The organism is Vibrio tubiashii ATCC 19109 (genome assembly GCF_000772105.1).
Lineage (GTDB): Bacteria > Pseudomonadota > Gammaproteobacteria > Enterobacterales > Vibrionaceae > Vibrio > Vibrio tubiashii.
The window spans coordinates 215,339-238,918 of sequence record NZ_CP009356.1 but is presented as its reverse complement, the minus strand read 5'-3'; the positions used below and the strand labels follow the sequence as shown (position 1 = coordinate 238,918).

The following is a 23,580-nucleotide window of genomic DNA, read 5'->3' as shown; positions in this document are numbered from 1 at the left end:
CACAACAGAATGGATTCACTACGATGAAAATTTTGGAAATTTCGGATCTTGAAGTGCAAGAATTGGTGTCGCGTGAAGAAGCGCGCCAACAGAGCACACTCAGCATGTTGGCTTCAGAGAACATACAAACCAAAAACAGCTTATTGGCACAAAGTTCCTTGTTCGCCAACAAAACCTTGGAAGGTTATCCCGGTAAGCGTTTTCATGCTGGAGGGCAGCTAGCCGATCAGCTTGAGCTTTTGTGCATCGACAGAGCAAAAGCGCTGTTTGGTTGCCAGTACGCGAACGTTCAGGCGCACTCCGGAAGCCAGGCAAATCATATTGTTTACAATGCGCTGCTAGCGCCAGGCGATGCCGTGCTCGCGTTATCCTTAGACGCTGGTGGACATTTAAGCCACGGCGCAAAAGTGAATCAAACGAGTGCGCTGTATCGTTTTCAGCATTATGGCGTCGATGACGGAGACTTGATCAATTACGCACAGATCCAGGAGCTTGCCGATCGGCATCAACCCAAGATTATCCTCTGCGGCGGTTCATCCTATACACGAGAAATCGACTTTAGCGCGATAGCCGACATTGCCAACTCCGTTGGCGCGTACTTGTTTGTCGATATGGCGCATTTTGCTGGGCAAGTTGCGGCAGGTCGTTACAGTAATCCGCTGGAGTATGCGGATATCGCGACGACGACATTGTATAAAAGTTTAGCTGGGCCAAGGGGCGCGATTATCTTGGCTCAGTCTTCAGACATTGGGGCTCGAATCGATCGCAGTCTGTTTCCTGGGTACCAAGGTACGCCTTCAATCAACAACATTGCTGCCAAAGCGATCTGTCTGCATGAAGCGTCAACCCAAGAGTTCAAATCTTACATTGATCTGTCCATCTCGTTAGCGAAGCAATTGTGCTTCACACTCAAGAACAGAGGGCTCGAGTTAGTGACCGATGGCACGGACACCAGCATGGTGCTAGTGGATTTGAGGCAGCAAATGATTAGCGGTAAGCAAGCCTCTGACTTGTTGGAGCGATGTGGCATCATTGTGAACCATAACGTCGCGCCTAACGATACGCGCTCTGTTATGGAAGGAAGCGCTGTTCGCCTATCGACCAACGTGATGGCAAGAAGGCGGATAAAAGATGACAACGCCCAGATTATTTTTGACATCATTGCCGACGTGTTTATCAGCTTGATCCAAGAAAAACCTTTTGATTTTAAGGCTGCGAGTGAGACCGTGGCCCATATTTGTCAGCGTCACCCTGTGGCCTCAGTATTGAGTATTGAGCACATGGAGCCAGAACTCTCGGTTGTGGCTTAACCGACAAACCTACTCGGTCAGGATAGGGACAGGCCTTGTGGATGGGCGCATTCAGTGGCACAGAATTTCTCGTGCCCCAAGCGGCGACACGCGGGCTGAGAGCGGCTTGTTTAAGCGTTGAACGATTGAGACATTCCGTAGAGCGAAATCTGATATCCGCGGTAAAAATAGAAAGGCCGATCGAAAAAGACGACCTTTCTATATTTTATGTTGGCTTATCCAGAGTGATTAATGGCGTTTATCTCGATATTGGTTATCCATGTTATTTTTTGATAAACACCAAATTAAAATTTAATGGTGTCTTATCTGAAATCGTAATGCCACCTGCCAATTTAGCTAAGGTGGCTAAATTTTCACTTGGGATCCCAAAGTCTTTTGCACTGATCATGACCGGGGAAGATGTACTTGCGATCAGATAATGTTCCGTTGGGATGATCGTGACAGGGAAACGGAGCGTTTTTTTCACGCCATACAATTCTACGTCGACGGGAATAATCGCGTGCTGCGCGCCTGTGGTGAATAATGCGCGATCAAGGTTAGCCACAATATTCACTTTAGGAAAAAGGGCCGATTCAAAATACAGCTCTGATAGGCGAGTATCTCGGATTGAAACCCCAGTCTTAATCGTTGTGATGTCGAGAGACAACGACAAGCGGCCATCGTCTGATAATACTCCAGCTGCCGGTTGAATGGAGGCGGGCTCGATCACATACTGATTCTTGATGGTCGAAAAACTGATACTAGACAGCTTTTTATCAAGACGGTATTCATCTGAAGCGAAGGCATGTGAGCAAGCAACCGTCACCAGGATGCCGAATGCGATAATTATTTTTTTCATGTTTAATTTCTCCTTGTTTGTTTTTTTGCGGCGAGGATGGTACCTATTTTTCTATTATTTCTGGTCTTACCTCAAATTAATTTATGGGTAATTAAGATCGCTTCATAGTGTTATTGTTTATTAAAGGTTAAATGCATTGTCATGCCAGATCAGACAGGTGCTGTGAATAAGGATTATTTCTAGTGAACTTTTATGAATAGTCCTGATGGCGGGCTGATTGGGCGCTGAATTTTGATTATTTTTTAGATATTAATGGGTTTAGTCAACGTCATACCGGATTATCCAGGTGTGAAGAACCCCATCATATAAATTCATAACTCAGGCAGGTAATCCGATGTGGGATTGGGCCGGTAAATCGAGGGGGGGCTCGCACTGTCGCGCAAAAACGCACTTTGCCAAAATGTGTGTTGATGCACAGAGTGAGTTGACTGAACCCCCCGCTTGTGTGAGGTTGCAATCAGCATCATATTCTGGCGTGCGGACGGATCAAATAGGCAAAGGACATGGTGCCAACATCGGCTGTAAACCGTCGCTGCGGCAGTACATCATTCGATACCTTGGGTATATTGTCGCGACGCTCCCTTTGGGCCTTGGTATTGTCTGGATGGCGTTTTCTTCCAACGTAGACACCCGATTGCTTACACTGAGCGGGGAGCGCCGCGTCTCTCATCGCAGCTTTGCTGACTCGCTCGACGAGGAGGTGGATCTTTCCATAAAAAGTAGACACATGCTCCCAGATTAGCCACTGGATGCCATTAAGTCTCCTTGCACGTGACAGAGAAACAGGAAAGTTAATTGCCGCTCTAGCTTATGGCTGCGCGATTGGTATCTTTTCATCTAGATCGCGAGGTAAACATGATAGGCACTAGCGCCAAACCCGATGCTGTTGCTACTATCCCCCCAAAGATTGACATGGGCAGTATTTAAATGTGATTTATAGATATCCAGTTTGGTTTTTTATCGGCACTCGATTTGCCATAAGTATTTCATCGTTTTTATCTATTAGAGTTATCGTTATTTCCCATTAAACAAATGCAATCATTGAAGATATATTCTTCGTGGGCAGAAAGGAGCTTTTGATTAGCCATTGACCACTCGACTGGTTAAATGGTTAGGACGCATTGGAGAGCATCCATGAAGATGTCAAAAAGCTTTTTACTAATTACAGTTGGCTTAGCCAGCACATCTCTACAGGCGCAGACCCTGACAAGAGACAATGGCGCACCAGTCGGTGACAACCAGAATTCAATCACAGCAGGTGAAAACGGAAGCGTATTACTGCAAGACGTTCACCTGATCCAAAAATTGCAGCGTTTTGCCAGAGAGCGAATTCCAGAGCGTGTTGTACATGCTCGTGGTACAGGTGCTCATGGTGAGTTCGTTGCATCGGGTGATTTTAGTGACTTAACGGTTTCCGCTCCTTTTACTAATAAAGGAAAGGTCACTCCTGTTTTCGTTCGTTTTTCGACCGTTATTCACTCAAAAGGATCACCAGAGACACTTCGCGATCCTCGTGGTTTTGCCACTAAATTTTATACTGAACAGGGTAACTGGGATCTGGTAGGGAACAACCTGCCTGTGTTCTTCATCCGTGATTCAATTAAGTTTCCGGATATGGTGCACTCTCTAAAACCGTCTCCAGTTAACAACGTTCAGGATCCAAACCGATTCTTTGACTTCTTCAGCCATGAGCCGGGTGCGACCAACATGCTGACTTGGCTATATAGCAACCTAGGCACGCCAGCAAGCTATCGCACTATGGATGGCTTTGGTGTCCACGCTTACAAGTGGATTAACAAGAAAGGCGATGTGAACTATGTGAAGTTCCAATGGAAAAGCCAGCAAGGCATTGAAAGTCTTCGTCCTGATGAAGTGACGGCAATGCAGGGTAAGGACTTCAACCATTTAACCAATGATCTCTACAAAGAAATTGGTCTTGGGAACTACCCTAAGTGGGATCTGTACGTGAAAGTGTTATCGCCAGAAGCCCTGAACAAACTGGATTACAACGGGTTGGATGCAACCAAAGTATGGCTGAATGTACCGGATCAAAAAGTCGGCACTATGACGTTAAACCGCCTCCCAGAAAATTTCTTTTTAGACACTGAACAGTCGGCATTTGCACCGTCAAATTTGATTCCTGGTATCGAGCCATCGGAAGACCGTTTGCTACAAGGTCGTTTGTTCTCTTATGCAGATACACAGTTGTACCGCTTAGGAGTGAACTTGTTCCAACTGCCAGTAAACCGTCCGTTAGCATCCGTGAATAACCATAATCAAGAAGGATTGAGCAACAACGCGAAGCAAGGCCATGGTGATGTGAACTACGAACCAAGCCGTAAACTGGCGCTGGAAGAAGGCTCGCAATTTAAAGCGGTTGAAACCAAGCTGGTCGGGACTGTTCAACAAAAAGCAATCAGCAATCCTCGCAACTTCTACCAAGCAGGTGTGTTGTTCCGCAGCATGAGCAAGCAAGATCAGAGTGATTTGATTGCCAACTTAGCGGGTGACCTAAATAAGGTGATGGATAAAGACGTTAAGGAAACCATGGTGAGCTATTTCTATCGTGCAGATAAAGAGTACGGTACGCGTCTGGCCAAGGCAACAGATAGCAATCTCAAGCAAGTGAAAAACAAAGCGATGATGTAAGCAATAAGTTTTGACCTGCGGGAGAGTTATCTGCTCTTTTCTGCCCGAAAATCAGGGCTCCCGTGGGTCATTCTCCCATTCCGTTAATGAGGATGAGTAAATGAAAACCGTGTTTTTGCTCTGCGCCGTTCTGTTCTCTTGGAGCTTCTCGTTAGCCTTGTTGGCTGCCGAAGACAAATTGGAAGAGGAATACCAATCTCTGGTTGAACTATTCTTTGGTGCTGCGCGGATTGGCAATAACGAAGTGGTCGATACTTTTGTTTCTCAAGGTTTTCCAATCGACCAACGAAATAATCAAAGTTATACCGCTTTGATGGTGGCAGCGTATCAAGGAAATAGAGAAACCGTTCGCTTGCTGCTCGACTCAGGTGCCAACGCCTGCCTGCAAGATAAGCGTGGTAACACCGCATTAATGGGGGCACTCATCAAACGCGAAATTGGTATAGCGAAAGACCTATATCAAGCGGAGTGCTCGCCAGAGTTGCGCAATAAAGCTGGGCTAAATTTGAAAGAATTTGCCGAGATCTATGGTCAATCCAATGTTCTGAAATTGATTCAACACTGATAAATAACAATCAATAGGATCCACAGTATGAATAACACCACATGGCTTGCGGCACTGACGCCACGAGTAAAACTTGATGATGTAAAAGGTCGTGCTTTGATGGTTCATGCTGGTGGCGATAATCACTCTGACCATCCGGCGAAACTTGGCGGCGGTGGTGCTCGAATTGTGTGTGGTGTGATTAAGTAATCCCCTTCTTTAGACGCCACAAACAATAAACGGTCCAGATTATCTGGACCGTTTTCTTAGTTCTGTCGCATCGGAGGGAACTAATACGCTTTGTAATGTTTGAAGTCCTGTTTTTACTTTAACTTGGGCACTACATGGACTTCTCCGGCTCCCAATCCCCATCTGATATCGCTTTTGTAGCAGTTCGATATGCTAAGCGACCGAGATATTGAAGAGAGTTTAGCGGACCGACGAACCCTAGTAGATCACTTCATCATAGACCGGTGGGTCATCAATTTCGCTCCAGGATAGAGGCTAAAATCCGGCCAATTCAATGACAGCAAGTAGGCGATTGAGTCAGCTTCGGCTGGCCGTTTCCACGTGTGCGGTAGTTCCAATCTTGTTCAGTTCACCACCGTTTGTTTTGGGGTTTCTGAGTGGTGAAGGGAAACTGGATTTCTTGGAGCTTGAGATATGGATAGACACGCCGCCGTAAGGGGGCAGGCGCAACCAGCGGCAGCGAGAAAGAAAAGCCCCAATTTTGACTTCAAGCTCATCATCTTCCTTTAGAGATTGTTCTGTGGCGCAAACGGCATATTACGGTGGGTACGAACACTGCGAAGAATCATCGATATATCTGGTGATGGCGCTTATGACACTATCAGGATTTAGAATTCATTCTCAATTCAATCTTTTTTGTTATTGGAGAACATGTGAGCCCGTCACGCTCTTTAGTGAAATTATATACATTAACGGCAAGTAACATTAGACTTAAAAAGTATTCGTCATCAAAACAGGCCAGAGTAGATAGGAATGACAAAGGAAACAGCACTCATTCAAGCACAAGATCCAAACAGCATGCTCCAGAAGTCGCGAAAAGTTACTACGAAATACATGACTGCAACAGAACGTGAGACTTACATTATCAAACGATCAATCGAATGTTTTGCTCGACATGGGTTTGGCGTAACTACACGTGAATTAGCTAAAAATATCGGTGTTACCCAACCGCTGATATATCGATATTTTGGAAGCAAAGAGGCATTGATTGAACGAGTTCATCATGAAGTGTTTGTTTCTCGTTGGAACCCTCAATGGGAAATTGCACTATCCGATCAAAAACAGCCTATAGAAGAAAGGTTGATCAATTATTTAGAAGAATACACTTCGGCCATTTTAGAAAATGATTGGGTTCGATTGTTCATTTTTACGGCATTAAGTAATCCAGAGTTCAACAAAAACTATACTCAACTTTTAAAAGAAAAAATATTTTTCCCTATCTTAAGCGAAATTAGGGCAGCGCATGGGTTAGATCCAGCCCCTTCAGAAATTGATATTGAAATAATTTGGGGATTCCATTCCAGTTTCTTTTATATGGGGATACGTCGCTGGATCTACCTTATGCAACTACCTGAAGATATTAATGCAATTATAAGAGCACGAGTAAAGCATTTTCTTTATGGATACTATGCTCTATTAGAAAATAGTCATTAATATTACTCACCTATTTTGAGTATTTTCAAAACATTCAGCAGTCTTAGCGTGTTTTTTTCTGTATTCGTAAAGCATAATAATGCTAAACACAAGTACTAATATAATTGGAAAGATGGCTGCCGATTGAAAAGAGATTTGCGCAGCTTTAGCCAATACATTATCAAGTGCAACACCGTCAAGAGCATCAAAAGCATCACCCCCTCCAGCAATCGTCAACTTTGCTGTATCAAACACACTTCCCATCATTGGAAGAACAAAATAAATCGATAGAGAACCTGCCGACCCCATTAAGCCCAAAAAGAATTCACCACCACGAGGAAAGCGCTCAGATGTACTAGCAAGCATAGTGGGCCACAAAAAACTGACACCGACCCCCCAAAGTGTTGAGGCTATTATTGCACTGTACGGATCTACCGATTGACTTAGTAAATAAAGTCCAATCGCTGATAATATACAAGACACCAATAGCAAGCCGGTATTAGAAATATATTTTGATAAAAAACCTGCACTATGACGCATAAAAAACATCAAACTTGAAATATAGATTAGGATCACTATCCCTGGCATTCCGATGGTATGACTAAGAGTAATATCAACCCATTGTCCCGGTGCAAGTTCTGTCGCAGCAGTAAGAAACATTGCGAAAAACCAAATAACAAAAGACGGTCTCCGGGTTATTTCGGCCAGCATATCGGTAAATTTTACGCCCGACTCTACGCGTTCTGTATTTGGAAATTTGACACCTATGATTAAAAGTAAGAACAAGATTGTTGGTATGAGTATTATTCCGAACTTGACTTGCCACCCGACTCCAATCGCATCAAACCCAAGGCTTGCTACCCCTCCGACGACGATACCAGCAGGCCACCAAGCATGTAATATATTAAGCCTATTCGTTTTATCTTTGGGGTAAATAGCAGTGGTTAAAGGGTTTACTGCAGATTCAGTAAAACCCCACCCGATACCAGTTAATCCCATGCCTATCCAGAATACCCAATATATATCGTCGCCTTCGACTAACACTGGGCCAAACATAGTAATCAGAGTCCCCGCTACAAAACTCACACCGGCTAGCTGCAGCATTCTTCCAATCCCAATTATGTTCACCAGCGGGCTGCCAAAAAACAAAGTAAATGAAAAACCCAAGAATGCCACTCCAAGGATTTGACCTATTAATGTTGCAGAGTTGGCAGCATCTATTGGATTAAGAAAGAGCGCTTGAACGTCCCCAGCAATAGCACCACGCAAGCCAAAACTGAGCCCCGATGTAAAGATCGCCAAAACACTAATCAAAAATAATCTTAATTTTTTTTCAGTTAAATTTTCAGATTTTGACATTGTCATTTTTTGCTCCATGTAAATGAACCATTATTTTTCATGATCCCAAGGTTAGTATTCGTTTCTTATTCTTGGACTTCCGCATAAATATAAATCAAAGAAGCGCAATCTAGTGGCATAGCTGAGTTACTATTAATCATTCTAGAATGGCGTCCACGCTCTCCAAAAATGGAATTAATTAGATCCGAAGCGCCATCTAATACTTTAGGCTGCTCCGTCCAGCGTGAGGTGGGGTTAACATTTAAAACACCTACCACTCTTATGATTTTTTTAACTCGATTTAAGTCACCAAGGTGTTTTTTCAATTGCGCCACTGCATTCAATGCAGATAATCGACATGCTTGATAGCCTTCTTCGTCGGTAAGCTCTCCACCTTTGCCTAATTGACCTTCATATTTCAACTCGCCATCAACCCACGGAAGTTGACCGGATGTCATCACGATATTGCCAGTTTGTACTATAGGTTCGTAATTGGACACCGCGTTTGGTGCTGCAGGTAGCTCGATACCTAGCATCAATAACTGTGCTTCCGGATTTGTTTTAACAGAATTAAGTGACATGAGTTACTCCTTTTTATCATTTGATAAACAATTCAATAACAGAGTAGTCGTGATGATTAATAAGTCAATAGGTTTTCATCTTGAAAATCGCAATTTGCAAACTTAACGACGTAAAAACGATCATCAAGACTTTGTTTTCGCTTTCATTGTCCAAGCTCGTTAGCCAGTACTCTGTGCAAATTTAATGTGAGGTGAACCGAAAGATGACAAATGAACAGTTGAACGATGATTGTAGGTTGTGTCGAAAGGGGGGCGCTTGACTTCTTTACCCCAAAAAACTGCTGAGCACATTATCGGCGACGCAATTTGTTGGTATGAAGTTCTGCCAACACGGTCGGTGAATAAAATAATGTCCAACAGGTTAACGAGGAACGTTCAAGCGAATCGAAGTGCTTAAAGTGATCGATTTCAATATTTTTTTGATGATAGGCACGGAAAAGTGACAGGCAAATACATCAATGCCCTGTATGGAAATTCGATGAATGAGCCAGGAAGAGTGGTGTGCCCGACCATCATAAAGGCTTGTTTACCTAAGGATCCATAAATGCACTCAGATCCTGTTGCGTAATTGGGTCCGAAAACCAAACTGACTGACAGTGAGCGCTTGTGATAACCGTACTGCTTTTTCCATTCCTTGTTGGAGCCACAGGGTTTCTGACAACCTAACGCCAAGTCAATAGGGGGGGCATTCTCCCAAAGCAGACTTTCTATTGAAGGGATTAGAGGAACTGCTGCATAACCCATATTGTATCTTGACAATCCCTTGCGTCTTCCTAGACAGATCGATGATTCATCGCCGTGTTTGCGTATGTCAGTGAGGCGAACGTCTGCATCAGTAACCTTTGATAAAGTCAATTCAGCGGCAGTAATTTCATGAGTGCTCGTTCCACAGCAATATGCAGTTAACACTACACGTTGCGTTTGTATTGCTTATCTTGTTTCCAGTGTTTTGTTTTGCAACGTGGTTTCGACATCAGGCTACAGGCTGGAATGAATGTCGTCGATCAGATCGCAAGCTTACTGTTAGTTCCTTCGATTTACGCGCCTAAAGCCTACTCGCTGATAAACAATTTGACATTATTTATCATTTGATAAAAAACTTGATATTGTTTATCAAATGATAAACAATGGTTGTGATTAAAAAATAAACAATGGCTTTGGATCGTGACTTACCAATAAAAATCACCTAGCAGACTATAGGGAAAAATTATGATTGTACGAGGATTTGAACACTTCACCATTCGAACTAACAAGCTGGAAGAGACCAGAGACTTTTATATAAATCTGTTAGGCCTCAGGGTTGGCACTAGGCCAGACTTCAAATTTGATGGATATTGGCTTTACCTAAACAATGACCCGATCTTTCACTTAGTTGAAGCAGCAATGAATGAAAATGATCCGGTTGCAGAGTATTTAGGCATGAAAGACGCTGATAAAGAAGGATCAGGAAGAATTGATCATCTCGCATTTCGGATAGAGGGTTATGCATCACTCTTAGAAAACATAAAGACATTTGATTGGAATTATTTCGAACGTACTGTTCCTAATATATTTGAGCACCAAGTTTTTATCACAGATCCGAATAAGATAACGATTGAACTTATCTTTCACGATACTGAGTTTAAAGAATGGCAAAAGTCTAATGGAGAGGTCTAATTATGAATTATGTCAAGACCTCATTTATTGCTAATAGCCCATCAAATAATGAAAAATGCATTCACATAGTAAAAAACCCTTATTCTGGTGAAGCGATTGGGTCTGTAGAGTTAAGCGATCAAAATGATATTTCTCTGGCTTTTGATAATGCACGTGATGTATTCAAGAATCGAAAGCGTTGGTTAAGCCGAGATCAACGCCTAGCCGTGTTAAACAATCTTGTTAATCTGATGAAGAATGACATCGATAAGTTAGTACATATAGCTGCGTCTGAAGGCGGCAAGCCAATAATTGATACGAAAACGGAAGTAAAACGAGCAATCAGAGGCGTAGAACTTTGCGTTAGGTATTTAAGTCAAAATAATACTGAGCCAGTCCATCTACATAGTGATGATACTGAAAGCCATATACGGACTTCATATTCGCTGAAAGAACCCATCGGCATCGTAGTGGCAGTAAGCGCTTTTAATCACCCTCTAAACTTGATTGTTCATCAAGTGATTCCGGCAATAGTGTGCGGCAACCCTATACTGATAAAACCAGCCGCTGACACACCATTATCATGTTTTAATCTAGTTAAATTAATCTATAAATCCGGATTACCGATTGAGTGGTGCCAAGTCTTGATGACTGGTTCACATGCACTAACACAAAGCCTCATTACTAATGAACACGTGAATTTGTTGACTTTTGTTGGCAGTGCAAAAATTGGCTGGATGCTCCGAAGTAAGTTATCACCCGGGACGCGCTGCCTCCTTGAGCATGGCGGAGTTGCCCCTGTGATTGTCGAGGAAACCGCTGATCTGGTTGAAACGGTTGCATCGATAGTGAAAGGCGGCTTCTATCATGCTGGGCAAGTTTGCGTTTCAGTACAGAGAGTCTTCTTGCCAGACACAAGGTTAAAAGAATTCTCCGATGAACTCGTTAGACAGACCCAATTATTAGTTACGGGTGATCAGCTTAGCGAAAAAACAGATGTAGGTCCTCTTATTCGTGGTTCTGAAATAAGTCGTATCGAGTCATGGATTCATGAGGCAATAGAAGAAGGAGCAACATTACTTTGTGGTGGTGAAAGGATAAACGACTCATGTTTGCTTCCCACTCTACTCCTTAATCCAAGTAAAAGCTCAAAAGTGACACAACAAGAAATATTCGGACCTGTGATCGCACTTTATTCATACTCAAACATTGGTGATGCAATAGAGCAAGCTAATCACTCTCAATTTTCGTTTCAATCTGCTGTATTCAGTAAAGATATCGACAAATCAAATTATATCGCTAGAGAACTAAATTCGTCAGCTGTGATGATTAATGACCATTCTGCATTTCGTGATGATGATATGCCTTTCTCTGGCCTAAACCAATCAGGGTTAGGGGTTGGAGGGATACGTAATACTATAAATGAAATGCAGACCAATAAAATGATCGTTCAAAGGATTAAGGGTAATAAGGACATGGAAAAACAACTAAAAATCAATAATTGAATTAGACAAGTTGACTATCACTTACAAGTTAAGGAGAACTAGGTTTATGATGAAAGCATCAGATCTACTTGTGAAATGTTTAGAAAATGAAGGTATTGAATATATCTTCGGTGTTCCAGGGGAAGAAAATGCTGACTTTATGATGAGCTTAGAAAAGTCAGATAAAATAAAATTCATATTAACTCGACACGAGCAAGGCGCTGCTTTTATGGCCGAAGTATATGGAAGGCTGAAAGGCACGCCAGCAGTTTGTCTTGGGACTCTAGGTCCAGGTGCTACTAACCTCATCACTGGGGTTGCCGATGCAAATATGGATCGCTCGCCTATGATTGTATTAACCGGACAAGGAAGTACTCATCGACTTCATAAAGAATCGCACCAAATTATGGATGTGATAAAAATGTTCGAACCAGTTACTAAATGGGCAACTAGCATTGTTAATGCAGATACAATTCCTGAAATAGTTAGAAAATCGGTTCGTATTGCTCGTAGCGAAAAGCCAGGGGCTGTACTAATTGAACTTCCCGAAGACATCGCTAAATGTAAAACAACATCCGTTCCTATGAGTACACGTAGGTTTCGTCGTTCAATTCCCGCGGAACACATCATTGACGATGCAGTGATGCGTATAAAAAAAGCCAAATTCCCAGTTATTATTGCAGGTAATGGCTGCGTTCGTAAACGTACTACAGAGCCATTTAGATCCTTAGTTAAAAATACCGGTATTGGTGTACTCAACACTTTCATGGCAAAAGGCGTATTAATACCAGATCAACCAGAATCACTATATACAATAGGATTAGGAGTAACCGATATCGGCTCCTGCGCTATTGAATCATCTGATTTGGTTATTTGTATTGGTATAGATATGGTCGAATATCAACCTAGTCTATGGAATTCTAAAGGTAATAAAGAGATTATTCATATTGATTTTATCCCAGCAGAAATTGATCAGCATTACCACCCGCAAATAGAACTAATTGGGGATTTAGCAGATACATTAACCCTACTAGATGAAAAAATTAGACGCAGCGATGTGTATTTTGAGCCGGAAAAGCGAGATGTTATAAGAGAAGCGATTAAAAAAGAACTGAATGAACATAACAATGCAGTTGATATTGGTGTAATTAAACCTCAAAAAGTACTGCATGAGGTTCAAAAAATATTTGGAAAAAATGGCTTAGTACTTTCAGATGTTGGTGCACACAAGATGTGGGTTGCGAGACATTATCATTGCGAAATCCCAAATGGCTGTCTAATTCCAAATGGTTTTTGTTCAATGGGATTTGCTTTACCAGGTGCCATAGCTGCAAGTATTGTTGAACCTCAACGCAATATCCTTGCCATCGTGGGTGATGGAGGTTTCCTTATGAATGTGCAAGAGATGGAAACCGCTAGCCGTTTAAATAGTAATATCACCATTATGGTTTGGGAAGATCGCGAATACGGACTGATTGCTTGGAAACAATGGGCTGAGCATGGAAGACATACTGACCTGTCATTTAATAACCCCGATTGGAAGAAATTGGCTGAGGCATTTAGTTGGCATTATCAATTTGTTGATGAAAGCGCGAAGTTAGCGGGAGCCTTAGAAAAATCGAATAAATATGATGGACCTAGCCTAATCGTTATACCTATTGACTATCGAGAGAATAAGCTGTTAACGAAACGTCTTGGCGAAATAACATGTAATATTTAACCAAAATTAATTGTTAAACAAAAATTTCAGAGTTATTTACTTTTGATAGTGAACGTCAGTTTACTATTTAGGGTGCTTATTAACTAATAGTGAGGAATATTATGAACAATCAAAAAACACGTAGAGAAATCTTAAAGTATATGGCGGCCACTGCAATAACTAGCGCCTCAATATCTAAAGCTCAATCCAATGATAAAATTAACCCAATAAAACAAGGCAGCCCAATTGTAAAACTGGGGGTGACTAATTTAAGTTTCCATCGAGTAACCGGTGCCGTTGTCGCACATGTCATGAATCTATTGGGCAAACAAGTAGTGAGATCTTATGACTTACATGAAGAAAACTTTAATCGTCTAAAGAATGGATATGTCGACTTTGTAAGCTCTGCTTGGTTACCCCATAGTCATGGTATTTATAAATCAAGCGTCGAAGAAAACATTGCCACTCTTGAGTTAGGTTTACACTACGAGCCTTATGCCTTCTGGGGAGTGCCTGATTATGTTCCAATTAACGAGTTAGAAAGTATAGAAGACCTAACAAAGCCACAAGTCATTGCTAAAATGCGACCCATTATTCAAGGGATTGGAGAAGGTGCCGGTATTACACGATTTTCTAAAAATATCATGAAAGAGTACAATCTGACGCCTCATGGATATGAGTTTAAAACTGGTACGCAAGCAGATTGCATTTCAGCATTTGAAGACGCTGTTTCAGTGAAAGACTGGGTGATAGTCCCTTTATGGCATCCACAGTTCTTACATCATCAATATAGAATCCGAGAATTAAAAGATCCCAAAAAACTACTCGGTGGTAAGGATCGAGCAGTACTACTAGCAAGAAAAGATAGTCTTTACCTTCATTTTTCAACACAGGAGATATCCGTCTTAGATAATATTCATCTCACAAACGATATTATTTCCGAAATAGACTATAGCGTTAATCGACTTAATTTGACAGAAGATGAAGCAGCAAAAAAATGGTTGCAAGAAAATACGGAATACTTATCTAAGTGGTTAGAGCCTTTAGGGTGATTGAAGCTAATGTGTTTATTTACCCATCTTTTCTAATGCTCAAGGATGGGTAATTTAAATAGCATGATAACAATGCCCATAAAATAATAACTTAACTGTTCTTCATACACTTTAGTCAATCCCTACTTTGGTTTATTTAATCATGATCAGCGCGCCACGATTCTGTCCTGATTGGCGTGGGGCCGTGACTGAAACCCCGCTTGTGTGTAAAATTGCAATCAGTATCATATTCTGGCGATCGGACTTATCAAATAGGCAAAGGACATGGATGAACAATCGACATTAAAGGTGGGTGACCGCTATCAGTATGCGGGGTTTTGGCCTCGTGTGGGTGCCGCCGTGATTGATACGGTCATCCTTTGTATGCTGACGTACCCGATACTCGTCGCTGTATACGGTTGGGCGTATTTTGACAGTGACGCCGTGATCCAAGGCGGCACGGACTTCGTGCTGAGTTGGCTGTTCCCACTCATCGCAGTGCTGAGTTTCTGGGTGTATCGTCAAGCGACACCTGGGAAAATGGCCATTCGTGCCAAAATCGTGGATGCCAACACCGGTGACAAGCCGTCGTTGCGGCAGTACCTCATTCGATACCTGGGCTATATTGTTGCGACGCTCCCTTTGGGCCTTGGTATTCTCTGGGTGGCCTGGGATAAACGCAAACAAGGTTGGCACGACAAACTGGCCAATACGGTGGTGATTGGCGACAAAGAGCGCACCGCCGAGGTGGCGTTTTCTTCCAACTCAGACACCTGATTGCTTACGCTGAGTGGCGAGCGCCGCGTCTCTCATCGCTGCGTTGCCGACTCACTCTGACGGGGAGGCAGAACCTTCCCGCTGCGTGGTAACAACGCCACTTACCCCATTGGGATCATGAAATCGACAGCAGAGCGAGCGCTGTTGGACACCCTCGTTTTATTTTATTGACGTGTTACACACGGCAATTAAAGCATTGGAACTAACCCCGTTGCTTTGCTGAAGGACGCTCAGGCGTACACGGGCCATAGATACACTAAGTAGTACAGAATATTTTGCTATTCTGTTTAGGTTATTTATCATGTCGAATACACTCAAAACGTTACTCATCGATGCGTTGGAAGCCCTCGTTGAATTGCATCATGATGATCCGATCATGCTGGCGCAAATTGACGCAGAACTTGCCGGGCGCAGCTCACGCCAGCGAAACAGCGCGCTGAGAGCCCGCATTCAAGCGCTGATTTCATCCCGTACCGTCACCGAACCCCAAGCGCCAACGCCCTTGATAACGCCCACTTCAATGCCTTGCCAGCGCGCCTATCGTGACGCCCCGATCGCCTATCCTGAGCACTTTATGGGATCGGCGTTTGAAACGATGCGTCAGAAACTGTTAGACATCTCGGGTAGCCGCTCGCGCTTGCTCAACTTAGACCAAACAAGTCGCGCGTTTGTCCGCGTGGTCGACGAGCTGCCGGACGAACTGGCCAAACGGCTGTTATCGGAACAATCGATGCAACTGACGCCCGTGCCCGAGCCCACCTTAGATGAATTGATCGCCCATGGCTATGTGCAATGGGATGACGCGCAAGGCAAGTATCTGCAAAACAAAAAGCCGCCCGAGGCGAAAGAGTGGGCGGGCTTGCTCGGGATCGACCACCAGTACACCTTGCCAATGCCTGACGCGCGGGCGCAAGACGGCAGACACAGCGACGGTTACCTGCAGTCGCTGCTGTTTGAAGCGCCATTGCATCGCGCCGTGAAAAAATTGGCGAGCGAGGCCAAAACGGCGATCGAAGAAACCGGCAACAACATCTTGTTTCTGTGTCTGGGGTTTTTGGAATGGGTGGATCAGGCAGACAGCAGCAAAGCGCGATTGGCCCCTTTGTATATGCTGCCGGTCAGTATTGAAAAAGACTACCGCAAAGGGGTGGTGACCTATCACATCCAATACAACGGCGAAGACATCATTCAGAACCTGATCTTACGTGAAAAATTGCTGCAAGAGTTCGGTCTGACGCTGCCAGATCTGGTGGATCCCGACAATGAAGATCGGTTACTGACACCGGAAGAGTACTTTGAGGCGGTGAGCGCGTTGCTGGCTCGCAAGCACAATGACGTGGTGGTGCGACAGTGGGCGGTGCGCCGTTATGCAACGCTTGCCACCTTAAGTTTGGGCAAGTTATTGATGTATCGCGATCTTGACCCGCGCAACTGGCCTGATGGCGCCGATAACCTGCTGGAGCACGATGTCATTCGCCGCTTCTTTTACGATGGTGAACTCACCGCCAGTGACGGGATGGGAACGCAAGGCAATGGCCGTGATGATAGTTATGTATTGGATGACGTCGCGGATCTTCACGACGATTTCCCGATGATTGAAGACGCCGACAGCTCGCAGATGAGCGTGGTGATTGACGCGTTAAACGGCAAAAATCTTGTGGTCGAAGGCCCGCCAGGCACCGGGAAATCCCAAACCATCACCAATCTGATCGCTGCGGCGCTGTCACAGAAAAAAAGCGTGCTGTTTGTGGCGGAAAAGCAAGCGGCGCTGGAAGTGGTAAAACGTCGTATGGACAAGACCGGGTTGGGGGACTTCTGTCTTGATCTCCATAGCGACAAGGCAAAAAAACGTCTGGTTCTGGATGAGTTCAAACAGCGACTGTCGAATGCACCCCATTTTCACTACTCGCACAGCGAATACGGCCGCGAGGTGGAGCGTTATGAAAGGGCACGCGAGAAGCTGCAGTGTTATGTGCAGTGGATTAACCGCGAGTGGAAACAGACCGGCCTGACGATCCATGAAATCCTCATGGCGGCGACGCGTTACCAAGAAGCGGTCTCGCCCCTCAAGTTCAGTGATGTGGCGCCTGAATCGCTCACTGGAGACCAGTTCTCGGTGGGAGCGCTGGACGACAAGCTTGAGCAGCTCGAGGTGTTTTATGATTACTTAAGCCGCGTCAGTCAACAATTGCCTGACGCCGGCAACTGGGCCTCCCACCCTTGGTTTGGGGTGGAGAACAAAGCCTTGTCCGGTCACGATCCTGATCAAGTCTGTCAAGTGCTGGCGCAGTGGAATGACGCCTTGATGGTCTGGCGCGATCGCTTGGTCGACGTCACTCACCAGCATCACCTGACCATTCAACCTCACCTCTCGCTCACGGAGCTCGATGCGCTGATCACGCATTGGCGCGCTATCCCGCTGCCTCATCGTCACACCGATATCCCCGCGCTGGCCAAGCTGACCGTCAGTACAAGTGATGCGCTGGACGCGTTTGTGGCGCAGCACCAGCAAGCTGCGCAGTGGTATGGGGAGCTCAGCGGCACCTTCACCTCAGGGCTGGTTAACGATTTGGCGCGTATTGATGAGGTGGAGGCGGCGCTGCGCGGCTTAGCGCAGTTAGGCGTGGATACGCAAACCCACTTTGATGATCTTGCGCGGGCATTAACGCAACTGGCAGAGATGATGGAGCGCCTTGGCCACATCGAGACGTCTTATCGCGAGTTGTCACCGCATCTACCAGAGGCTATCCAGCCCTTGCTGGCCACGCATTGGTCCGGGCTGAAAGAGCTGGAAACCTTTCTTTCCCTCGCGGCGTCTTTACCCGCGCAGCACCTTGGTGAGCGAGACGCGCTGTTCGACAACGAAGCCTTGCCCGAGTTTATGCGCAGCTTTGTCGAAGAGCACCACGATTTAGTGACGCAAGGTAACGCATTGGCGCAGACGTTTCTCATCGACGCGTTGCCCTGCGTTGAACTCTTACAGCAATACGCGGCTGAGCTGGCGCAAACCACGTGGTGGTCATGGCTACAGCCTTCATGGCGAGCGACCCAACAAGCGGTGCGCCAGTTTACGCGAGCCGCGACGTTTGAGCCCCATGCCATGGCCACGCAATTGAGCGCGGCGGCGGACTGGTCGGCGAGGCGCACCGGCTTTGCCGAGGATACAAGAAACAATCAACTGCTGAAACAGCATTTTCATGGCCTCGACACCGACGTCGACTTAGTGTCGACCATGGCGCTTTGGTATCAGCGGGTTCGGACTGAGTATGGGATTGGGTTTGGTCAACGCGTGGCCCTCGCGCAAGCTTTGTTCACCTTGCCGGTGGAGGTGTTTCGTGGCTTGCAAAGCTTGTATGATCACGGTTTGGTCATCGAGCTTGAAGCGCTGAGAAAAGCGCGGCAACGACTCGCGTCGGTGCTGACGTCGGTGGAGTGTTTGACGCAGTCTGAGATCGTGTTAGGCGCCGAGCCTTACCCGTTGACTCAGCTACACGAGAGCTTCTCCCACCAACTGGCCTTGTGCCAGCACTACCTGCTGGATGCTGGGTTATCGCAGTCTCAGTTGCGCGCGCAGATCAAGGTGTGTCAGTCGCTGCGTGATTTGCTGGATGACATGCCGGACCATGACGTGTGTGCGCCAATTTTCTCTGAGCCGTTGGACCTTTCGGTTACTAAGACTGGCTCAACGCCGGCGGGGCTCGAGGTGATCACGGACACATTAAGCTACGCCGCAAAAGTCAAACGGGTGTGTGGCCAGGGTCAGATCGCAGCCTTGATCCAACGCCAATCGGATCCCCAATCGATACACGCGCTGCAGGCGTTAGGAGAGACGTTGGCCCAAGAGTGGCGCCAGGTGCTGGACGCGGAAGCGCAATTTATCGCCCTGACGGGCGCGCAGCGCGCCTGTTGGTTGCAACACAGCGGTGACGGTCTCAGCGCAGTGATTGAGCGTAACCAACGCGCGCTCCACAGTGAGCAGTGGCTTGATGGCTGGCTCAAGTACTTGTTTGCCAAGCAGCGCATGGAAACGGGCGGCTATCGCTTGCTCAATCGCTATTTGAGTCAGCAGCCTCATTCAATCACGTTCGCCCAAGACGCGATGAAGTTTGCGACCTATCAGTGCCTCGCGCGGGAAATCTATCAAACTCAGCCGGAGCTGTCGCAAATGTCCGGTCATGAGCAAACGGCCCTTCAGCAGCAGTTTGCCAAATACGATGAGCAGCTTAAAGTGTGGCAACGGCGGCGAGTGGCCGCCCGCGCTGCCGATCGCCCCGTACCTGCAGGCACCCGCGGCGCGAAAGCGAGCAGTTATTCAGAGCAGGCGCTGCTGCAACGTGAGATCGACAAGAAGACCCGACACATCTCGATTCGCAATTTGGTGACGCGCGCGGGTAGGGCGATGCTCGCTCTCAAGCCGTGTTTTATGATGAGTCCAATGGCGGTGGCAAAATACCTTCCGCCAGGTCAACTGGATTTCGATCTGGTGATCATGGATGAGGCGTCTCAAGTGAAGCCGCAAGACGCGTTGAGCTGCTTCGCACGTGGCAAGCAGATTGTGGTGGTGGGTGACTCGAAGCAGTTGCCGCCCACCGCGTTTTTTGAAAAGTCGCTGTCCAATGACGTAAACGCCCACGGGGACGAGTCGGGGGTGATTGATGAAGCGGAGAGTATCCTCGAAGCGGTGAGTGCTTATTTTGATAAACGGCAACTGCGTTGGCACTATCGTTCGCGCCATGGCAGCCTGATCGAATTCTCAAACCACAAGTTCTATCACGGCAATCTGGTGGTGTTTCCTTCGCCTTATGATCAGTGTGAGGACTACGGCATCAAGTTCCACCTGATTGGAGAAGGGCGCTTCATTAACAATGTCAACCAAGGTGAAGCGCACGACGTGGTCGCGGCGATCAAAACGCACCTGATGCAACGTCCTCATGAAAGCTTAGGCATCGTGGCAATGAACTCTAAGCAGCGCGATCTGATTGAAGCCAATCTGGAGTCCGCCATTCATCAAGATCCGAGCTTGCGAGCGGCGTACCTAGCAAACCTGAAGAGCGACGATCCCTTGTTCATTAAAAACCTGGAAAATGTCCAAGGGGATGAGCGAGATGTGATTTTTATTTCTTTTACCTACGGCCCACAAGAAATAGGGGCGACCGACATTCCACAGCGCTTTGGCCCAATCAATGGGGCCAGTGGATGGCGCCGCTTGAACGTGCTATTTACGCGCGCCAAGCAGCGCATTCATGTGTTCAGCTCCATGACGGCCGATCAGATTGTGCTGACGGATTCGAGCAGCCTTGGTGTGCAGTCACTCAAAGGGTACCTTCAGTACGCCCAAACTGGTCAACTGATTGGTCAAGATAGCATCCAGCAAGGCCAACCCGACAGTGATTTTGAATTTGCCGTGATGGACGCATTGGCCCAGCACGGTTTTGAGTGTGTTCCCCAAGTCGGTGTGGCGGGATTTTTTATTGATATTGCGGTGCGCGATCCGGGTATGCCTGGGCGTTATCTGATGGGGATTGAATGTGATGGGGCGACGTATCACAGCAGCCGTTCGACCCGAGACCGAGATCGAGTTCGACAAGGCGTACTTGAGGGGTTGGGGTGGACCATTCGCCGCATCTGGTCAACCGACTGGTTTAAGCATCCTCATGCGGAGCTCAAACCAATCATTGAGGAACTGAAAGCGAAGGCGACAGCGGCTAAGTCTCGAGAAGAGTATGTTGGGGAAATGCCAGAGCCCTGCTTTGCAGAGCAGGCACCTGATGAGAGGTCAGCGCCAGTTGCCGAGACACTGAGAGAGGCGTTGGCACGATACCGAGATCAGGTGATTGCGAGGAAGTATCCGAAGACGGATCCCAACCAACGCTTATTGCGCCCCGATATGATTGAGCACCTAGTGTTGGATCGGCCTATGACACGTGAGGAGTTTTCTCTCGATATCCCAGGGTATTTGAGAGAGCACACCTGCTCTAAAGAGGCGGGGGACTACTTGGACGATGTACTGGAAATTATTGTGGATTACGAAAGCATTGAAGCGTTTTAGTGACCTGTGGTGACTAGGAGAAAACATCAAATTTTTTATGCCAAAAATACAAATTAAAACATGATCTTAGTCTGACTTGCTTGTGTGAGTTAGGTATATCAAAAGGCAGATTGTTTCAGTGTTAAAGAGGAGAATCATTCTGCCTAATAACTGTTATGTTCTCGGAGGGAATAATGGAGAATCAGAAATTAGTTGAGTCAATTAAAGCATTCAAAGAAGCCTATGGAGACTACTTCAAATTGTTTTTGGACACATATCCTTTGTTATTAAAGAATAAAGAAAACTTTGGCTGTAATGAGTTGTTTCTAAAGGCTATTGAGTGTCAGGCATTAGCGTCAACATTTGGAGTGGTGGCAAAAGATAGATTCAACACAATTGGCTTCAATCAGCTAGTTCCTTTTGATAACCCAGTAGATTGGTATAACTGGAAAGAATTCGTAGTTAAAAACGAAATTTCTCATACAATTTATGCTTCATTGGCTATTCGGTTAGATTCAGAAATACAGCGAATGTTGTACTTAGCAGAGAACGATTTATGGAAACATTACGAACTGCTTGATTCTAAGCAATTTCTTGTTTCATATCTCAAATATGATTGCTTTCAGGACAAAAACATTCAAGTGGAAGACTCAGAGAGTCACGATATCTCAGCAGATTCCAGCAACAGTGATGAAGGTAGGGCTTTTGACAACCTAGATAGGATGCAAAAACAAACTTCTATTTGGTCGAATGTTATTAATGTTATTAGTAAAGTGGTTAGTCTCTAATACGAATATAACAAATATTTAAGAGTGAATCCTAACGCATGGAATTTTTATTGTGCGTTGAATTTAGTGATTAAGGTGGTATGCGGCGGCTTCGGTATTGCGCTGCTCACCCGTCAATAGGGCATTAGCTGTCTTCATTTAAAAAATTACGATAATAAAAAGGGAAACTATGAAATCACAAGTTCAAAACTTGTACAGAAGAACGGGCATTACTAAGGAAAGTTGTTTTCACGCTGCACGTAGGCTTGATGCGCACAACTCCTTGTCTTTGTGGTCACTGACTACATTAGCATTTAGCTTGATAGTGATTTCTTTAATTACTCAGTTATACGCAGATAATCATTTCATTATTGAGTACGAGCGTTTCTTGGATTTTGCCATAACAACACTTTCAGTATTTGCTATGGTGATCTCGGTAGTCGTTCAGAAAAGTGACTTCTCGCTTAGATCGGATAATTTTCGTAGGCAAGCGATGGAAATTAACGAGTTGCGTATATCCTTTCGTCACTTAAAAGACAAAGATTGCGCTACTTCGGAAGAAACTGAAGAGCAACAGGCATTGTATGAAACGAATTCTAAACTTTATTCGGGAATTCTTGATAGAAACTTAGTTCACGACCAGATCGACTACTATGTTTCAGCTACAACCGGAATTGAGCATAAGTATCACTTTACTAGGTTAGTAGTGACTCAATACCTTGGTTATCTGTTAATTATTCTATCTTCCATTAGCTTGCTAGCATGGTCATGTTGGAATACCTATCTAAACACGCTACCAGTCAGTTCGTAAGCATTTAAGAGTGATTCTCAACGCTTGGCATTTTCAGTTCAAAGTTAGCTGGTGGAGTCACTCAATACTTAATTGGGCGTTAGCAGTTTTCGTAGTATTTAACATTGGATTTGAAACGAAATTAGATAAAAAGAACGTTTAACTTTGGTCGATCAGTTCTTGATATTGGAAAAACTGTATCCTGAAGAAGCGGATTACTATGCTAAACACGGGACTGATTAGGAGTAGGGTCGCAGATGAACCGGAACTGGATGCAACAATTTGAAGTGATATTAATGTGGTACGCACCAAGAAATTAAGTATTTGAAAACAGGTCATTTCTGCTTGTAGCTTGATTTTCTATTTTGTCCGTAAAAACATACGACAATTTGTAGACATAGTTAAACTAAAGAATCCTTAGAGGCTTTGTGGGTATTGAGGAATATG

General features: G+C 45.2%; 16 protein-coding genes and 2 pseudogenes. 14 read left to right on the top strand and 4 right to left on the bottom strand.

All coding sequences use genetic code 11. The features are described 5' to 3' along the window. The first annotated feature begins 23 nt into the window (after nucleotides 1–23). Nucleotides 24–1,310, top strand: coding sequence for a serine hydroxymethyltransferase (locus IX91_RS24125; RefSeq protein ID WP_004747981.1), 1,287 nt, complete (start codon nucleotides 24–26; stop codon nucleotides 1,308–1,310). Between the two features lie 262 nt (nucleotides 1,311–1,572). Here the strand turns inward: IX91_RS24125 and IX91_RS24120 are convergent, their stop codons facing one another. Continuing rightward, a complete protein-coding gene (locus IX91_RS24120; RefSeq protein WP_004747979.1) occupies nucleotides 1,573–2,148 on the bottom strand; it encodes a YceI family protein in 576 nt (191 codons plus the stop codon). A 334-nt stretch (nucleotides 2,149–2,482) separates the two neighbouring features. Here IX91_RS24120 and IX91_RS26890 point away from each other — a divergent pair, with 334 nt between their 5' ends. The 5 genes and pseudogenes from IX91_RS26890 to IX91_RS24100 all read left to right on the top strand — a co-directional run bounded on the left by IX91_RS26890 (nucleotide 2,483) and on the right by IX91_RS24100 (nucleotide 7,024). Beyond that, complete coding sequence (locus tag IX91_RS26890) at nucleotides 2,483–2,890, top strand: RDD family protein (protein ID WP_004747977.1); 408 nt, start codon at nucleotides 2,483–2,485, stop codon at nucleotides 2,888–2,890. Between the two features lie 392 nt (nucleotides 2,891–3,282). Next, on the top strand, nucleotides 3,283–4,797 hold the full coding sequence (locus tag IX91_RS24110) for a catalase (protein ID WP_004747976.1): 1,515 nt from the start codon (nucleotides 3,283–3,285) through the stop codon (nucleotides 4,795–4,797). Nucleotides 4,798–4,897: 100 nt separating this feature from the next. Further along, nucleotides 4,898–5,362 (top strand): ankyrin repeat domain-containing protein, encoded by a 465-nt coding sequence (locus IX91_RS24105; protein WP_004747975.1) that lies wholly within the window; start codon nucleotides 4,898–4,900, stop codon nucleotides 5,360–5,362. A 54-nt stretch (nucleotides 5,363–5,416) separates the two neighbouring features. Further along, nucleotides 5,417–5,551, top strand: a pseudogene (locus IX91_RS26010) (superoxide dismutase family protein); the annotation flags it as partial. A 792-nt stretch (nucleotides 5,552–6,343) separates the two neighbouring features. Continuing rightward, nucleotides 6,344–7,024: a TetR/AcrR family transcriptional regulator gene (locus tag IX91_RS24100; RefSeq protein ID WP_004747968.1), complete on the top strand. Its 681-nt coding sequence runs from the start codon at nucleotides 6,344–6,346 to the stop codon at nucleotides 7,022–7,024. A 6-nt stretch (nucleotides 7,025–7,030) separates the two neighbouring features. Here IX91_RS24100 and IX91_RS24095 read toward each other — a convergent pair whose 3' ends face one another. The 3 genes and pseudogenes from IX91_RS24095 to IX91_RS27045 form a co-directional block, all read right to left on the bottom strand. Beyond that, complete coding sequence (locus IX91_RS24095) at nucleotides 7,031–8,368, bottom strand: MFS transporter (RefSeq protein ID WP_004749118.1); 1,338 nt, start codon at nucleotides 8,366–8,368, stop codon at nucleotides 7,031–7,033. Nucleotides 8,369–8,427: 59 nt separating this feature from the next. Further along, complete coding sequence (locus IX91_RS24090) at nucleotides 8,428–8,922, bottom strand: RidA family protein (RefSeq protein WP_004747962.1); 495 nt, start codon at nucleotides 8,920–8,922, stop codon at nucleotides 8,428–8,430. A gap of 576 nt (nucleotides 8,923–9,498) precedes the next feature. Beyond that, nucleotides 9,499–9,603, bottom strand: a pseudogene (locus IX91_RS27045) (IS5/IS1182 family transposase); the annotation flags it as partial. A 528-nt stretch (nucleotides 9,604–10,131) separates the two neighbouring features. Here IX91_RS27045 and IX91_RS24080 point away from each other — a divergent pair. From IX91_RS24080 to IX91_RS24045, 8 genes are all read left to right on the top strand, one after another. Continuing rightward, nucleotides 10,132–10,578 carry a VOC family protein gene (locus IX91_RS24080; protein WP_004743503.1) on the top strand — a complete coding sequence of 149 codons (447 nt, stop codon included), beginning with the start codon at nucleotides 10,132–10,134 and terminating at the stop codon, nucleotides 10,576–10,578. A 2-nt stretch (nucleotides 10,579–10,580) separates the two neighbouring features. Beyond that, nucleotides 10,581–12,062 (top strand): aldehyde dehydrogenase family protein, encoded by a 1,482-nt coding sequence (locus tag IX91_RS24075; protein WP_004743502.1) that lies wholly within the window; start codon nucleotides 10,581–10,583, stop codon nucleotides 12,060–12,062. 46 nt (nucleotides 12,063–12,108) lie between these two features. Continuing rightward, a complete protein-coding gene (locus IX91_RS24070) occupies nucleotides 12,109–13,761 on the top strand; it encodes an acetolactate synthase large subunit (RefSeq protein ID WP_004743500.1) in 1,653 nt (550 codons plus the stop codon). A gap of 101 nt (nucleotides 13,762–13,862) precedes the next feature. Next, nucleotides 13,863–14,792, top strand: coding sequence for a glycine betaine ABC transporter substrate-binding protein (locus IX91_RS24065; protein ID WP_004743498.1), 930 nt, complete (start codon nucleotides 13,863–13,865; stop codon nucleotides 14,790–14,792). 264 nt (nucleotides 14,793–15,056) lie between these two features. Then, a complete protein-coding gene (locus tag IX91_RS24060; RefSeq protein WP_004743496.1) occupies nucleotides 15,057–15,548 on the top strand; it encodes an RDD family protein in 492 nt (163 codons plus the stop codon). 301 nt (nucleotides 15,549–15,849) lie between these two features. After that, nucleotides 15,850–21,597, top strand: a complete 5,748-nt coding sequence (hhe, locus tag IX91_RS24055; protein ID WP_004749119.1) for a DUF4011 domain-containing anti-phage protein Hhe — start codon at nucleotides 15,850–15,852, stop codon at nucleotides 21,595–21,597. Between the two features lie 173 nt (nucleotides 21,598–21,770). Further along, complete coding sequence (locus IX91_RS24050; RefSeq protein WP_004743329.1) at nucleotides 21,771–22,364, top strand: hypothetical protein; 594 nt, start codon at nucleotides 21,771–21,773, stop codon at nucleotides 22,362–22,364. A gap of 169 nt (nucleotides 22,365–22,533) precedes the next feature. After that, nucleotides 22,534–23,154 (top strand): SLATT domain-containing protein, encoded by a 621-nt coding sequence (locus IX91_RS24045; protein WP_004743328.1) that lies wholly within the window; start codon nucleotides 22,534–22,536, stop codon nucleotides 23,152–23,154. Nucleotides 23,155–23,580: the final 426 nt, after the last annotated feature.